Source organism: Stygiolobus sp. CP850M, from assembly GCF_037389425.1.
Lineage (GTDB): Archaea > Thermoproteota > Thermoprotei_A > Sulfolobales > Sulfolobaceae > Stygiolobus.
The window spans coordinates 12,759-28,362 of record NZ_JBBHKR010000090.1 but is presented as its reverse complement, the minus strand read 5'-3'; the positions used below and the strand labels follow the sequence as shown (position 1 = coordinate 28,362).

Annotated in this window: 15 protein-coding genes and 1 pseudogene; 8 read left to right on the top strand and 8 right to left on the bottom strand. The window is 37.9% G+C overall.

All coding sequences use genetic code 11. The features are described from left to right. From WIW89_RS11775 to WIW89_RS11765, 3 genes and pseudogenes are all read right to left on the bottom strand, one after another. Positions 1-195 (bottom strand): annotated as a pseudogene (locus tag WIW89_RS11775) (twin-arginine translocase subunit TatC); the annotation flags it as partial. Next, a complete protein-coding gene (locus WIW89_RS11770; protein ID WP_337710187.1) occupies positions 192-548 on the bottom strand; it encodes a hypothetical protein in 357 nt (118 codons plus the stop codon). The pseudogene WIW89_RS11775 and the gene WIW89_RS11770, both read right to left, overlap by 4 nt. Positions 549-568: 20 nt before the next feature. Beyond that, the gene (locus WIW89_RS11765) at positions 569-859 is read right to left on the bottom strand and encodes a twin-arginine translocase TatA/TatE family subunit (protein ID WP_337710190.1); all 291 of its coding nucleotides are present in this window, start codon (positions 857-859) and stop codon (positions 569-571) included. 507 nt (positions 860-1,366) lie between these two features. Between WIW89_RS11765 and WIW89_RS11760 the strand changes: the two genes are divergently transcribed. The 5 genes from WIW89_RS11760 (at position 1,367) to WIW89_RS11740 (ending at position 7,610) form a co-directional block, all read left to right on the top strand. Next, positions 1,367-2,080: an ABC transporter ATP-binding protein gene (locus tag WIW89_RS11760; protein WP_443296603.1), complete on the top strand. Its 714-nt coding sequence runs from the start codon at positions 1,367-1,369 to the stop codon at positions 2,078-2,080. Further along, on the top strand, positions 2,077-3,714 hold the full coding sequence (locus WIW89_RS11755) for an ABC transporter permease subunit (protein WP_337720916.1): 1,638 nt from the start codon (positions 2,077-2,079) through the stop codon (positions 3,712-3,714). Before WIW89_RS11760 ends, WIW89_RS11755 begins: the two co-directional genes overlap by 4 nt. A 204-nt stretch (positions 3,715-3,918) precedes the next feature. Further along, entirely contained in the window at positions 3,919-5,457 is a 1,539-nt protein-coding gene (locus WIW89_RS11750) for an acetyl-CoA carboxylase biotin carboxylase subunit (RefSeq protein ID WP_337720915.1), read from the top strand. Next, complete coding sequence (locus WIW89_RS11745; RefSeq protein ID WP_337720914.1) at positions 5,457-5,960, top strand: biotin/lipoyl-containing protein; 504 nt, start codon at positions 5,457-5,459, stop codon at positions 5,958-5,960. Before WIW89_RS11750 ends, WIW89_RS11745 begins: the two co-directional genes overlap by 1 nt. A gap of 81 nt (positions 5,961-6,041) precedes the next feature. Continuing rightward, positions 6,042-7,610: an acyl-CoA carboxylase subunit beta gene (locus WIW89_RS11740; RefSeq protein ID WP_337720913.1), complete on the top strand. Its 1,569-nt coding sequence runs from the start codon at positions 6,042-6,044 to the stop codon at positions 7,608-7,610. A 122-nt stretch (positions 7,611-7,732) separates the two neighbouring features. Here WIW89_RS11740 and hel308 read toward each other — a convergent pair whose 3' ends face one another. Beyond that, a complete protein-coding gene (hel308, locus tag WIW89_RS11735) occupies positions 7,733-9,853 on the bottom strand; it encodes an ATP-dependent DNA helicase Hel308 (protein WP_337720912.1) in 2,121 nt (706 codons plus the stop codon). A gap of 156 nt (positions 9,854-10,009) precedes the next feature. Here hel308 and WIW89_RS11730 point away from each other — a divergent pair, with 156 nt between their 5' ends. Next, on the top strand, positions 10,010-10,234 hold the full coding sequence (locus WIW89_RS11730; RefSeq protein WP_443296597.1) for a ribbon-helix-helix domain-containing protein: 225 nt from the start codon (positions 10,010-10,012) through the stop codon (positions 10,232-10,234). After that, positions 10,221-11,201, top strand: a complete 981-nt coding sequence (locus WIW89_RS11725; protein WP_337720911.1) for an inorganic phosphate transporter — start codon at positions 10,221-10,223, stop codon at positions 11,199-11,201. The genes WIW89_RS11730 and WIW89_RS11725 overlap by 14 nt, the downstream gene beginning before the upstream one ends. Here WIW89_RS11725 and WIW89_RS11720 read toward each other — a convergent pair. The 3 genes from WIW89_RS11720 to WIW89_RS11710 are packed head-to-tail and all read right to left on the bottom strand — an operon-like array spanning position 11,190 to position 14,156. Continuing rightward, entirely contained in the window at positions 11,190-11,849 is a 660-nt protein-coding gene (locus WIW89_RS11720) for a DUF47 domain-containing protein (RefSeq protein WP_337720910.1), read from the bottom strand. The genes WIW89_RS11725 and WIW89_RS11720 overlap by 12 nt on opposite strands. 59 nt (positions 11,850-11,908) lie before the next feature. Continuing rightward, positions 11,909-13,033, bottom strand: coding sequence for a citrate synthase/methylcitrate synthase (locus tag WIW89_RS11715; protein ID WP_337720909.1), 1,125 nt, complete (start codon positions 13,031-13,033; stop codon positions 11,909-11,911). Further along, positions 13,011-14,156: a DUF763 domain-containing protein gene (locus WIW89_RS11710; protein WP_337720908.1), complete on the bottom strand. Its 1,146-nt coding sequence runs from the start codon at positions 14,154-14,156 to the stop codon at positions 13,011-13,013. Before WIW89_RS11710 ends, WIW89_RS11715 begins: the two co-directional genes overlap by 23 nt. A gap of 36 nt (positions 14,157-14,192) precedes the next feature. Between WIW89_RS11710 and WIW89_RS11705 the strand changes: the two genes are divergently transcribed. Further along, on the top strand, positions 14,193-14,873 hold the full coding sequence (locus tag WIW89_RS11705; protein WP_337720907.1) for a metallophosphoesterase family protein: 681 nt from the start codon (positions 14,193-14,195) through the stop codon (positions 14,871-14,873). Here WIW89_RS11705 and WIW89_RS11700 read toward each other — a convergent pair. After that, positions 14,850-15,497: a peroxiredoxin gene (locus WIW89_RS11700; protein ID WP_337699699.1), complete on the bottom strand. Its 648-nt coding sequence runs from the start codon at positions 15,495-15,497 to the stop codon at positions 14,850-14,852. The genes WIW89_RS11705 and WIW89_RS11700 overlap by 24 nt on opposite strands. Positions 15,498-15,604: the final 107 nt, after the last annotated feature.

Here is a 15,604-nt window from a genome sequence, read left to right as displayed (position 1 = left end):
TATACTATTATATAGTGAGGGATAAAGAATCGGAACTGTAAAAGAACCTATTTGTATGAATGCAATTCCAAACATAAAGTATAGTATGAAGAAAAAAGCCAAAATCATAACCACTCTTTTAATCCTAGTAAGTAATTCCTTAATATGCTCTAGTAAGGGTAATTCTTTGTCTTGAGTCTCTCTCTGATAACTCATTTATTAACGCCACCTTGTTGCTTTTTGAGCCTTTCAATTTCCTCTTCTAATTCCCTTATTCTTTCTTCCAAGATCTTTACTCTTATATCTTTAGCTGCGTCATTCAGAGTAGTTGACGTCTCCCTAAAAGCTCTAGAAGTTACTTGAGTAGTCTCTCTTACTATTTCGTCGGTAGAGTTTGTCACATCCTCTAATTCTCTCCTGAGTTCACTCACTAATTCACTCTGTTTTCTCTTGAGTTCGTTATACCCTCTAATAGCAGACTTTATAGCGGATAAGGAATTCTTATCACCTGAAAATAGGAGGAGACCAACTAATACTAAAACCAAAAAATCATCTATTGAATTAATCATATCCCCCACCTTTAGGGGATTCAACTATTCTGTTGCCTTTGCTGCTTTTTGAGCTCCTCTAACTGTTTCTGTAGTTCTTCTATCTTTCTCTGTAGTTCTGCTTCTTTAGAAGACTGAAGCTGTTGGAAATTCTGGTTTTGAGCTTGTTGCATTTGCATTAACTCCATTTCAGCTTCCATCTTACCCTTCTTGAATTCGCCGGTTGCCCTACCCAAAGACCTAAAGATCTCAGGGATTTTAGATGCACCAAAGAACACTATTATGGCGACAATGATTAGTATTATCACGTCATTAGGAACTAACCCTACCATATTTTATCACAAATAAATTCTTGTATTTCGTACTAATAAACTTTCGCTTCGCTTAAAATAAATAACAAATGAAATTATGGTAAACTAAGCATATTTTAATTAGTTATTTAATAAATACTATTTCAGGGATTTAAGCATTATTCGCAAATATTATGTTTATTCGTAATTATACTTAATTTATTTAAGTAATGCTAAAATACATAATTAGATTTAATTACTAGAATTATTTCAACTCTAGTTCTTTTTAATAGAGACAGATAGTTTCTAGAACTAAAGAGCATTCATATCACTAAATATTTCATTAAATTTATAATAACTTCTTGTCTGTTTTTGTGATATCTTTTACGCCCCATCGAAATAACCTAAATATATTCTCTCTAAGTTAAGAGTAAAATTTTTAAATGGTTAAAAGACCTTTGCCTTAGGTGGTCAGATGGAAGAATCTTAGAGACGATAGATCTTGGGTATGCTTACGTTGAGGACAACTTCGTGATAAGACATGTTAACATGGAAATGCACGATAACGAACTAGTTGCTATAGTTGGCCCCTCTGGAATAGGAAAATCAACCTTGTTGCGAATTCTAGGAGGGTTCGTTCAACCAAAAGAGGGAGAAGTGAGATTACTAGGGAAGAGAGTTCTTCAACCTTCTCCTAAGATAGCACTTATCCATCAATCGATAGCTACATTCCCTTGGATGACAGCCCTTGATAATGTTAGACTCGGGTTAAAGTATAGAAAACTCTCTAAAGAGGAGGAAATAAGGATTGCTAAAAAGATGCTTGAGTTAGTTGGACTATCAGGATTTGAGAACTTCTATCCTAAACAAATGAGCGGAGGAATGAGGCAAAGAATAGCCATAGCTAGAGCACTAGCTGCTGAACCTCTAGTCCTTCTTATGGACGAACCTTTCTCCCACTTAGATGAGTTGACAGCTGAGGGTCTTAGGCAAGAAGTTTACCAAATGTTGTTTAGCGAAGAGTCTCCATTGAAGACGGTGGTATTAGTATCTCACAACTTATTCGAAGTTGTAGAACTGGCGGATAGAGTTTATGTCTTAAACGGTATACCTGCCACTGTAGTCGGCGATATAAAAATTAACTTACCAAGACCGAGAGATCAGCACGACCCCGAATTACAAGAATACGTAGATACTCTTTACAAGTTATTGAGCCCATCTCTCAAAAAGAAATTAACGGATGGAAAAGGTGAGACTATTTGACCGACTTTCTCTCCATACTTCCTACCCTTATTTTGGCTTCGTTGGTATCTATAGGAAGAGTATGGATAACTATTCTATTTTCCATAGTCAGTGGGTGGTTTCTAGCATGGGCTTCTATTAAGAGCAAGGTTTTTGAAAACACTTACATTAGCTTAAGCGAAGTTTTTGAGTCAGTCCCGGTCTTTAGTTTCCTACCTATAGTATTTATCTTCTTCGTTTATGATATTGGCGGTGGCTTAGGTATAGAATTATCTGTACTCTTCTTAGTGTTCACAGCAACAGTATGGAATATCTGGATGGGGATTTATCAGGCTTTTAAGACAATTCCTCATGACTTAGTAGAAGTCACCGAAAACTATAAACTAGGTTTTTGGGGGAAGATGCTAAAACTTTATATTCCATATTCTGTTCCGCGGATAGCTTCTGAGCTAATGTCGAGTTTTTCTGATGGCTTATTCTACATAACCGTAAGCGAGGTTTTTAGTGTAGGTACTAGAAATTTTGAGGTTTTCGGCATAGGTTCGGTCATAGCTAATTTAACCCAAGAAGGAAACTACCTAGGAGCTTTAGAAGGTGTAGTTGTAATCGGAATCTTTGTAGCTGTAATAACATACTTACTCAGGGAATTTGCAAAGTACAGCGTTTCTAAATATGGTTTAGACACCGAGATGATTATAAGAAAGAAAGGTAGGCTTAATATAAGAAGTTCTTTAAGGGTTACAAACAGTTTGCCAACTTTCACTAAAATAGCTAGAGTATTCCCTACTTTAGACAAACTCAGGAGAAGTTCCACTGAAGACTATTACGAGGAGCCGCGTAAAAGAGAAAAATTATGGAAAATTGTAGGTGGGACTATAGGCGTAGTATTGCTAGTCTTAATTATATACGGTGCTGTGGGAATTATAATATCCGTACCCTTTACCGAATGGGCTCAGCTAATTTCTTCAATACCAAGAGATTTAGTCGCTATAGGTGTCGATTACCTGAGAGTAGGAATAATAGCTGGAGTTTCCTTTTTACTTGCTGTATTTCTAGGTTATTATTTATCTACTCACGAGAGAGTTGAAAAAGTAGTAATTCCAGTGATCCAGTCCTTTGCTACATTACCTGCCCCTGCTTATATTCCCCTAGTCTATCTAGTTACTTTACCGCTTGTTCACGAAGTCTTTGGACCTTTCACCAACGAGTTTTATGTACTATTTATCGGCTTTATATCTACGTTTTATTACTTATTTTACAGTTTCTGGCTAGGGGTAAAGAACATGCCTACACAGTATTGGGAAATCATGAAAAATTACCAGTTAGGTTTCTTTGAGAAAATGAAAAGTATAATACTCCCGAGCACACTACCTTACATAGTTACCGGTTTGTCAAGCACCATAAATAGTGCATGGGGTGGTTTAGCAATAGCAGAATACTGGCCTAACATAATAAATGGACATAACTTATACGTTAGAACCGGGATGATGAGGGACATAGTCTATTACACAAATGTGGGAGACATAGCAGACGCAGTATGGCTTTCGTTCCTCTTCGGAATAATAGTAGTATTATACTCAATACTATTTACTAGAAAACTTATGGACTTGTCTAGGCAAAAGTATGTAGCAGAAGAAGGAATATACTTAGCTTAAACCCCTTTTTCTCAGCTTTACCTTGAACAGTTACTTATGAATTTATTATGCTCGACTTACATTTTGAAAAAGATGATGTGGAATCCGGGAACTGAGTATGATGACAAAGCGCGAGCACTGAACTTTTCTTTTTTTAATTTACACGAAACAATTTGTAAAGTTAAAACCTTTTAAACCCCTAAAACAATAATATTATGACTTAAAATGCCACCATTCAATAAAGTTCTCGTAGCAAACAGAGGAGAAATAGCAGTAAGAGTAATGAAGGCAATTAAAGAGATGGGAATGAAAGCAGTTGCTGTATACTCTGAAGCTGATAAATACGCTTTACATGTGAAGTATGCTGATGAAGCTTATTATATTGGGCCTGCTCCTGCGTTACAGAGCTACCTGAACATTCAGGCAATTATCGACGCTGCTGAAAAAGCGCATGCAGATGCTGTCCACCCTGGTTACGGATTCTTGTCAGAAAACGCTGACTTCGCGGAAGCAGTACTAAAAGCTGGCATAACATGGATAGGACCCTCGGTAGAAGCAATGAGATCGATAAAGAGTAAGTTGGACGGAAAGAGAATAGCTAAAATGGCAGGAGTTCCCATTTCACCCGGTTCCGACGGACCATTAGAAAGCCTAGATGAAGCCCTGAAACTAGCGGAAAAAATAGGTTACCCAATTATGGTAAAGGCTGCATTCGGAGGAGGAGGTACTGGTATAACTAGAGTAGATAATCCTGAGCAATTACAGGAGGTTTGGGAGAGGAATAAAAGATTAGCATATCAAGCGTTCGGTAAAGCTGATCTATATATCGAAAAAGCAGCTGTTAATCCGAGGCACATAGAATTCCAGTTAATTGGAGACAGACATGGAAATTACGTAGTAGCATGGGAGAGAGAATGCACTATCCAGAGGAGAAACCAGAAGTTGATAGAAGAAGCACCTTCTCCAGCTCTGAAAATGGAAGACAGAGAGAGAATGTTCGAACCCATTATCAAGTTCGGACAAATTATAAAGTATCACACTTTGGGTACATTTGAAACCGTATTTTCTGACGTAACTAGAGACTTCTACTTCTTAGAATTGAACAAACGACTACAAGTAGAGCACCCAGTAACTGAATTGATATTCAGAATAGACCTTGTAAAGTTGCAGATAAATCTCGCAGCTGATGGTTATTTACCTTTTACGCAGGAGGAATTAAATAAGAGATATAGAGGACATGCTATAGAATATAGAATAAATGCTGAAGATCCTATAAATGACTTCACCGGTAGCTCTGGATATGTCACTTACTACAAGGAGCCCTCAGGCCCTGGAGTAAGGGTAGATAGTGGTATAACTGCTGGTAGCTACGTACCTCCGTATTATGATTCTTTAGTTTCTAAATTAATCGTTTATGGTGAGAATAGAGAATATGCAATACAAGCTGGTATAAGAGCGTTAAATGACTATAAGATTGGAGGAATTAAGACTGTTATCGAGTTATACAAATGGATATCCAGAGATGAGGACTTCTTAAAAGGAAAGTTCACAACAGCATACATTTCAGAGAAGAGGGAACAATTTGTTAAATACCTGAAGGCTAAGGAAGATATGAAGGCTGCATTAGCAGCATCAATTTATGAGAGAGGCTATATGAAGAAAGCAACAATATCTACACAACAGCAGCAAAATACAACAAGAAGAACCTCCGGATGGAAGACCTACGGTATTTCAGCTCAGTCTTCTTATAGGGTGATGTGGTAATGAAAATACTCAGAGTATTTTCGGATTTAGGCGATGTAACTACTTTGACTTACGACCAAAAAGGCAACAAAGACAAGATAAAGACCGAGATAGGAGAATACGAAATAGAGTACTTAGGCTCTGGGTGGAGAGAAGGTGAGTTATTATTCAAAGTTAACGGGGAGATCCATAGAGTATACTTTGACAACGGATTTATCATAATAGATGATGAGGCGCTCTTCAAGATCGACAGAATATCAGAGAGCGCAGTTGAGGAAGGAAAGTCTTTAGAAGAACTAATAAGAGGAAAAGAGGGCGAGATACTCTCGCCAATGCAGGGAAGAATAGTTCAGGTAAGAGTAAAAGAGGGCGACATTGTAAACAAGGGACAACCGTTATTATCTATTGAAGCTATGAAGAGTGAAACAGTCATATCAGCTCCAGTTTCAGGAACTGTACAAAAGATAATGATAAAGCCGGGACAAGGTGTAAAGAAAGGAGACTTATTATTAATAATTAAGTGATAAGATTTTTTCAAATGTTTAAAATGTATAAAAATTTAAAACTAAATATGGGTGATATATAATCAATAGGTGAGGAGAACTATGTCAGCTGAAAAATCCGCATATGAAAAATTATTAGATGAATTAAGGCAAAGAAAAGAAAAAGCATATAAAGGAGGAGGAGACGAAAGGATAAAGGCACAACACTCTAAAGGTAAACTAACAGCCAGAGAAAGGCTTGCACTATTATTTGACGAAGGCACGTTTAACGAGATTATGACGTTCGCTACTACAAGAGCTACAGAGTTCGGGCTCGATAAAGAAAGATATTACGGTGACGGTGTGGTAACTGGTTGGGGTAAGGTAGACGGAAGGACTGTCTTTGCTTACGCTCAAGACTTTACGGAAATCGGCGGAACCTTAGGGGAAATACACGCTGCAAAGATAGGAAAGATTTATGAATTAGCACTTAAGGTAGGTGCGCCAGTAGTAGGAATTAACGACTCAGGTGGTGCTAGAATTCAAGAAGGAGCAATGGCACTAGAAGGATATGGTCTTGTATTCAAGAATAACGTAATGGCCTCTGGAGTAATTCCACAGATAACTATTATGGCTGGACCAGCTGCAGGAGGAGCAGTGTATTCCCCAGCACTTACCGACTTCATTATCATGATCAAAGGGGACGCTTACTATATGTTCGTAACTGGTCCAGAGATCACCAAAGTAGTATTAGGCGAAGAAGTTACCTTCCAAGACTTAGGGGGAGCAGCTGTTCACGCTAGTAAATCCGGTGTAGTGCACTTTATGGTTGACAGTGAACAAGAAGCAATAAACACGGCAAAGAAATTGTTATCTTACTTACCTTCAAACAATATGGAAGAACCACCTTACATGGACACTGGTGACCCAATGGACAGAGATGTTAGCGGAGTAGATCAAATAATGCCAGATGACCCAGCAAAACCGTATAACATGAAGGAAATAATAAGTAGAATAGTTGATAACGGCGAGTTCTTAGAAGTTCACAAACACTGGGCTAGGAATATAATAGTAGGATTCGCTAGGATCGGTGGAAACGTAGTGGGAATCGTAGCTAATAACCCAGAAGAGTTCGGAGGTTCAATCGATATTGATGCAGCTGATAAGGCTGCAAGGTTCATCAGGTTCTGTGACGCGTTTAACATACCATTGATAAGCTTAGTAGACACACCAGGGTATGTTCCGGGGACCGACCAAGAGTATAAGGGAATAATTAGACACGGTGCTAAGATGTTATATGCCTTTGCTGAGGCTACTGTGCCCAAGATAACAATGATTGTCAGGAAATCTTATGGCGGAGCCCATATAGCCATGAGCATTAAAAGCTTAGGTGCTGACCTAGTTTACGCATGGCCTACGGCAGAAATTGCTGTAACCGGACCGGAGGGTGCAGTAAGGATCTTATACAAGAGAGAGATTCAGCAAGCAAGTAACCCAGACGACTTCATAAAGCAGAAGATAGCTGAGTATAGGAAGTTGTTCGCCAACCCATACTGGGCAGCTGAGAAGGGATTAGTTGACGACGTAATTGAACCCAAAGATACTAGGAGAGTTATAGCTGCTGCTCTTGAAATGTTGAGGAATAAGAGAGAATACAGGTATCCTAAGAAGCACGGTAATATTCCACTATAACATAACACAAACTTTTTTCTTTTTTCTCGATCTTTACCTCCCTTCCTAATGCTTTGAGTAATAAAATTAACTCCTTTAATGTTTCACAATCCCCACTAAATTGCCTCTCTCCGTTCAAAAACCTAAGTAATAGCTCTTGCAGCTTCTCTGACAATTTTTTCACCTATTTTTGGTCCTAACAATTGTTTCACTTTCTCAGGATTCATTATTATCTCCTCCGGTGTCTTTATCCCGTGAGAATAGAGTAATCTAGCCCTCACTCTTCCTATTCCCGAGACCTTAATCAAGGGAATTAATTCCTCTTTTACCCCGTCCTTAACTCTCATGTGGAGTTTTTCTAATACCTCTTTATGTTCCTTCAGACCAAGTACTGAGGCTACATGGAAGCCACTGTAGGTGAGCCAATCCATAGTTTCAATGATAGCTCTTAAGTCCCCGGAACCTATTCCATACCTACCTAAGATAGTGTCTTCGTCTACTTCCTCTATCCAATCCCTCATAATAAACGCAACTTTAAGGGAGGAAAGATAGTTCGATAGTTCATACTCGTCGTAAGGCTCTTCTATGAATAGTTCGCAGTCTAGCTCGTCTAATAGGACGTCCTCTTCAGCCTTAGTTATACTTACTAAGGGACCGTCTGGAGTGTATGCAAGCATATGGAAATAGGCTATTTCACACCTTTTTTCATTTCGGGTAAGGGCATCCTTTATTGTAACGGCTGTGAACGGGTTAAGATATAAATCTGAAATTCTCCTGCCAAACCTCGTTAAAGTTAAGTACTCATCCTTTTGAGCAATAAACTCGTTATCAAGTAACCAGTTTAAAGCTTGCTTAAAATATTTCTTTGCTAGCTCCTTCGGAAGTAAAGTGTCTTGTATGTAATCGGTCAAAGTCTTTTCGGTCACATCTTCTTCGGAAGAGATTATGCTCAGGATAAAGGAATAGAATGCACTTTCTGATCCCAATTTTGACTCTATAGGCTCGACATCTGAATTCAGATACCTCTGCATAACCTTGTCTACTTCACTCTTTGTCCTCACAACCACCACAGACTCTCCGTATTCATCAAATCCTGGTCTACCTGCCCTTCCGCTCATCTGTTTGTACTCCATCACTGGAATATATTCCGTGAAACCTATGACCTTCCTATTAAATCTGTGTATATCACCTATAACTACAGCTCTCGCCGGTAAATTAACACCGGCAGCAAGTGTCGGAGTAGCTACTATGACTTTGATGATCCTATCTCTAAATGCGTTTTCGATTATATCGCGTAACCCCTTAGACAATCCTGCATGGTGATATGCTACTCCTTTAAGTATTAGGTTATAAAGTGCCTCTTTTTCATTGCTTCCTCCGTCTTCTACTTCCTTAACCCTCTCTGCTACCTCGTGAAGTTTTTTATCGTTTAATTTTACAAAATTCATGTATTGTGAGATCTTAACTGCGGTAGCCTCTGCATACTTCCTAGAAGACCTAAATATTAAGACTTGACCATCCTTAGAGATCACGTCTAGGGCGTATGCTACAATAGGGCATTCGCCATATACCTTTCTGAACGTTCCGTCCTTATACATTACTACAAAGTCCTTCTTTTTATTGCCAACATATAGCACACCTTCCTTTAAAGGTACTGGTCTCCAGTTGGTAGCTACTACATCTGCCTTTAGCCACTCTGCGATCTGTTTATAGTTCCCAATAGTCGCACTCAGGGCTAAAATTGTACCTTTTCTTTTAGCTCTTACCGCTACGCTTTCAACTACTGGTCCCCTTTCAGGATCATTCATATAGTGGAACTCATCTAATACAAAGTAATCTACTTCCTTAAGCCAAGGAGAGTTATGCCTCCATAGGGAATCTAACTTCTCATAGGTCGCAACTATAATATCGTAATCCTTTAACCAGTAGTCATCAGTGTCATAATCCCCACTGGTCATTGCTACTTTCAGCCCTAACTGTTCCCAGTCCTTAAAAGTAACGTATTTTTCGTTAGTTAGGGCTCTGAGAGGTGTAGCATAGACTGCTTTTCCTCCTTTGTTTATGAGATGACTTACCATACCGAGTTCAGCCATCAGAGTTTTACCAGAAGCTGTAGGAGAAACAATAAGTAAGGGTTTATCATCTAATAAACCTTTTTGAACAGCCTCTGTCTGTGGTGGATTAAGTTTTTGAATCCCCCTTTTTTTGAGGATATCCTTAATTTTCTCGTTTACAGGTAATGAATCAACACTTATACATGTCATTTTTAAAATGTAAATGTTATTAACAAAAGCCTTTTTAAGAATTTATCCGCATCTCTAAAGTAGGATATTGCCTAATTAGACTACTAACTAATTCTATCACTATAAAAAGATTACTAGCCCTTTTTTACTAGGAAAAACTTTTCTAAATAAAAAGAAATGAGATTTGTGATTCCTATGAATGGTGTTAAAAAACTAGACGACATTACATACGAACTCGAATTCAATAGTGTTAAGACGATTTCCTTTAAACTGGATGAGGAATTTCTCAGAGAAATAGACGAGATGGTTAAAGTAATGGGTTATAGTAACAGAAGTGACTTGATTAGAGACGCTATAATAGCATATATTAAGGAGTTAGAAAGAAAGGATGGTAGTGAGTAGTTCGAACTTACTTGAATATTTTATATTTGTCATTGGTTTGATCTCATCATTTTTAGTTGGTGGAAATAACTCTGCGATAGCTTTAGGAATATTAGTCTCAACTAATGTGTTAAGGAGGAGATTATCCTACCTAATTAATGCCATTTCACTGTTCTCTGGAGCGTCGATCGGTAGCATTACTATGGAATCCAGCATTTACGGTTTAGTAAGTTCACAGAACTTTTTACTTTTGGAAATAGTACTCTCTGCTATTCTTTTTTCCTCTACGGTCACGTTTTACTACCTTAATAAAATAGGAATTCCAGCATCATTAAGCCAGATGATTTACCCTTCGTTAGCCAGTGTAGTGCTGATAGCAAGAGGTACAATAGGATTTGACTGGGGTAAATTCGACTTCACTGTGTTGTCATGGATTCTTTCACCTTTAGTCGCCATAACTACATCACTTTCTATGTATTTCTTTCTAAAGAACTTCTTAAAGAGCGAAAGAAATTTCATCCGAGAAATTAGATATTATAAATACGGTCTAATAATTTCCTCTATTTTCACTTCTTTCGTAACGGGGGCTAACGCAATAGGAATAATTATATCTGCTGGACTAATCAGCGAACCATTCTACATTACGGCACCAATTTACGCTACTGCAGCAAGCTTAGGAATTTATTTAAGTTCGAGAAAGGCTGTAATAACGGTAGGTTTTAGAATAACAAGGCTCGGGTACACTGCCGCTTCTTCAGCACTTATAGGAAGTGACATAATATCTGAGGTATTTACCATTTTTGGTATCCCCATATCAATAACACAGACAATAATGGGTGGAATAATAGGATTAAGTTTGAGAAGCTTTGGATATGACGTTCAAAGGCAGTTGAAACAAATTGCGAAAGGATGGATTGTTTCCCCTATGTTGGCAATGATTGTAAGCTTGGCGGCTTATGGGATTTTAAGGAGCATATTAGGACTTTAACGTAGCATAGAGGACTTCAATACTTAACGTAGCATCTTCCATGAAGTCAAGAATGTCATCTAAGAAGAATATCACATCCCTCATCTGAAGGATAGTGATGAGGTCTATGTCTTTCTCCATTGAATATAGTCTTGAAATGAGCATATCCTTTAGCTCATCACCACTTCTCTCCAACATTTGTATCTCTTTCCCTACTTTTAGCGCTTCATTGATATCATTGGATAGTTTAGATAACATATCCTCCAGCCTCTCTGATGCCTCATCTATCGTAGACAAATAAGATAATATGCTCTCCCTCAAGTTAATGAGACATTTTTCCGCTGGTTTTCTAGAAGATACAGCCCTTGCCGCGTCTTTTATTGCAGCACTGGTTTGATATAATGCCTGAGTTAGCATTACAATAGCTTCCTTAAAATCCGGTAAAAACGCGCCACCATATATAATGGATAATGTTTCCTCTCTAGACATTGCTATCCTTTCGGTTACCGTCTTGATCTTAACTATATTTGAATTCACGGTATCTTCTTCATTATTTAAAACTCCAACGAATAACTGTCTAAGACTACCACAAGCAACTTTCAGGTCCTCGCCAATCTTCACTAGTTTAATAAAGAGTTCCTCCTCTTTATTCAGTTTAAACTTAATCATTTAAGTTATCTCCTTACATGAAAGTTAAAAACCTACTCTAAAACGTTTATGCTATGCCATTATCTACTATCTAAAGGAATATATTTCCTGCCTATTTCACCCTTATAGTACGCTTTAGGTCTTATTATCTTGTTATCTTTCACGTACTCTAATATATGTGCTATCCATCCAGTAACCCTAGCCGACGCGAAAACCGTCGGGAAGAACTCTGGCTCGAAGCCTAGTGCATAAAATACAATGCTAGAGTAGAAATCTACGTTAGGGTATATCCCTTTTGATCCTAGATACTTAATTCCTATTTCTTCTACCTTCTCGGCTATCTCATAAAGTCTCCTAATCTCTCCCCCCTTTTTTTCAGCTAACAGTTTTGCATAGGACTTCAATATTCTAGCCCTTGGATCATAAGTCTTATAAACTCTATGACCAAAACCCATTATCCTTTGTTTATTAGCCAGTCTATTAAGAATGTATTTCTCTACATTTTCTACATCTCCTATTTCCCTGAACATCTTGAGCGCTTCATAATTTGCACCTCCGTGTAACGGACCTTTTAACGCCGAGATGCCTGCTATAATAGCCGAATATATGTCGGAAAGTGTGGATGCTACTACCAAGGAAGCGAAAGTGGACGCATTCATTTCATGATCTATATGGAGAATCATGGCAACGTCCATTGCCCTACATTCCTCTTCACTAGGTTTTGTTCCATTAACCATGTAGAGGAAATTTGCAGCGTGTGAAAGGCTAGTATCTGGTTCTACAGGCTCTAAATCCCTTCTTAATCTGATATAGTAAGAAATTATAGTAGGAAATTTAGATATTAGGTTAATTATACTCTGTTCTGAAACACTGTAAGTATGAGAATTTTCCTCGAGCCCCATAATACTGACTGCTGTTCTCAGTACGTCCATGGGATAAGCGTTCTTTTTTACGCCTTTTAAAAATTCTTTAACCCTATCTGAAATACCCCTTGACTCCCTCAAAGACTTAACGAAATTCTCGTACTCATATACGTTAGGTAGCTTCCCGTAAAGTATAAGGTAACTAGTTTCTTCAAAATTGGAAAATTCAGCCAAGTCGTAAATAGAATATCCTCTATAATAAAGTCTACCTAGTTCACCGTCTATATAAGTTATTTCCGTCTCTTTAACATAAACGTCCTCAAGACCCTTCTTTATCTCCATGTTTAGCCAACTCCTTTAATTTACTTAAAGCAAACTCTTTATCTTTCTTCTCCACTTTTATCTTTTCTATAATATCTTCTAAGGTGTAAATTACTTCATAGGCTACCTTCCTATTCACGGGAAAAGGTATGCCGTCCTTACCTCCTATGGCATATGCATACTTAAACGGATCATAAGGATAATTAACAGGGTCCTCGTAAGACGGTGGTTCATTGTAGATTAAGTCGGCTACGAGATATAATGCCCTCGCCGTAGAAGGGCCTATACCATTCAATAATGCCTCCTCTAGGTTTATTGGGTTAAACTCATAGACCTTATTCAACACTTCCTTGACCCTTCTCAAGTCATTAGGTTTCATGTAGATTAACTTTACTTTAGGAGATATTTTCACGTTAAACGCTTGAGAGAACAATGTAGACTGACCTTTAAGCAGGTTCTGTGCCATTTCTATCTGGGATACCACTTTGGTCGGATTCTCCCTTATTAAATCGAGAAGTATTTTGCGTGTATTCTCTCTATCTCTTCTTACACTGTCTATGGCTACATCATGCCTTATCCCAGCTATACCTTGGTGAGGTTCTATCGTAAATTTTCTTGTATAGAACCAATGATATCTTCTAGCATATCTTGTCTTAAGATTCATGCCTTGTTGTATTATCGCCCATTTGCCACTTTTAGTAACTAACATAGAATGATGATATAATGTGTGACCGTCTTGAACTAATACGCTATCTACTTTAGCAACTAGCCTACTTGCCCTTTCCAGTTCCCCGACATCCGCGTCGATTTTTTTGTCTAGAACTCTTAATTCCTCTGGGACTTTAAGCGCTTTTTTACCTTTTCCTCCTAATACAGCAATGCCTTCATCGTCAATGCTTACTACTTCCTTTAATATTCCCAAGGTTACAGTTGTTGATCCAGATGAGTCCCAATCCATACCTATTACGTTGTTGAATGCTTGAAACCACAAGGGATTTGATAACCTTTCTAATACTTTTTCCTCGCCCCATTCTATAATCATAACGTCTATAATAGCTTTTGATAGTCTCTTCATTATAGAGGCTAACCAGGAAGGGACTTTGCCCTCATGGAGGGGTAAATCAGCTATACCTTCTAATCTCACAATACTTTTCTAATTGCTAGAGATAAATATAAATTGATGTTGATAGCTGCAACGTCTGATCTCCATTCACCCAAATATCTAACTCAGTTCTTTGCATCTTTCAGCAAAATTAGAGAGGCGGAGATTTCGCTATTTTTACTAGCTGGAGATCTGGCAGAACAAGGGGAATATAGGCACTTTACTCCGATTTACGAAGTCCTAAAGAAGTATAAGACCATTGCTGTTTTCGGAAATGAGGACTTTACCGACAAGAGGGAGTACTATAAGAAGTTTTTTAGTGAAATAATATGGCTAGAGGAACAATCTATGACCGTAGAGATACAAGGGTTAAAAATCGTTATAGTAGGTAGTGAAGGTATCTTGGAGAAACCTACAAAATGGCAGATGCTTCACGGGGTAGATGAAAGAACTTATCAAGAGAGGAAAGAAAAGATAGAAAAATTACTCTGCGAAAGCAAAGGAGATTTGAAGATCCTCCTTACCCATTACGCACCAACTTTTCGAACAGTTTTCGGTGAAAAGAAATCGATCTACCCCAATCTTGGATATCAGATACTAGAAACAACGGAATGTTTACCAGATCTAGCTATACACGGACATGCACACTACGCCAAAGTAGTTTATGGAGAAGTGAGAAAAACTAGAGTCTACAACGTAGCATTTCCAGCAAATAAAAAAATATTATTAATAAATTTAGACTCTTTGATCAGGAGGTAACTCGTCGTATTTCTTGAAGAATAAGTACCAAGCCTTGGCATTAGGTAGCTTCATTCTCATTTCAGCTTCGTCAAATACAGTAGGCGGAGGTACAATTACATCTTGTCCAGGTTGCCAGTTTGCCGGTAGTACGACTTTTGCCTTATAGTTTACTATTGCTGCCTTAGTTATCCTAAGTAACTCATCAATATTTCTACCGTATTCTAACGGGTATTGAGCTACAAACCTGATTATACCGTCAGGCGAAGCTAGCACTACAATTCTTATAGTCTGACCTGATGCATCGTCTAATGCATCTAACATTCTTGCAAACTTCTTATCAGGGTCAGCTATTACTGGGAAGGGTACTTTTACACCGTACCTCTGCTCTATATCCATTAACCACTGTATGTGTGAATAAATACTATCAACGCTTAATCCAATTAATTCTACACCTAGTTTCTTAAACTCTTCATATTTCTGAGAGAAGGCTACAAACTCAGTAGTACATACTGGCGTAAAGTCAGCGGGATGTGCAAATAAGAATAACCACTTTCCTTTGCCGAATACATCTTTATAGAAGTCTATTGGACCTTTAGTGGTTAGAACTTGTGTATCAGGAAACTTCTGATATAGTTTGACCATTTTAGAATCACTATGATCTCAAAACGTTTCGACTTTTTAAAGTATTTCTAATCAAAAGTAAAACGAAAAATCTTTTATTTTAAAAGGAGACATACAACTTTTCACAA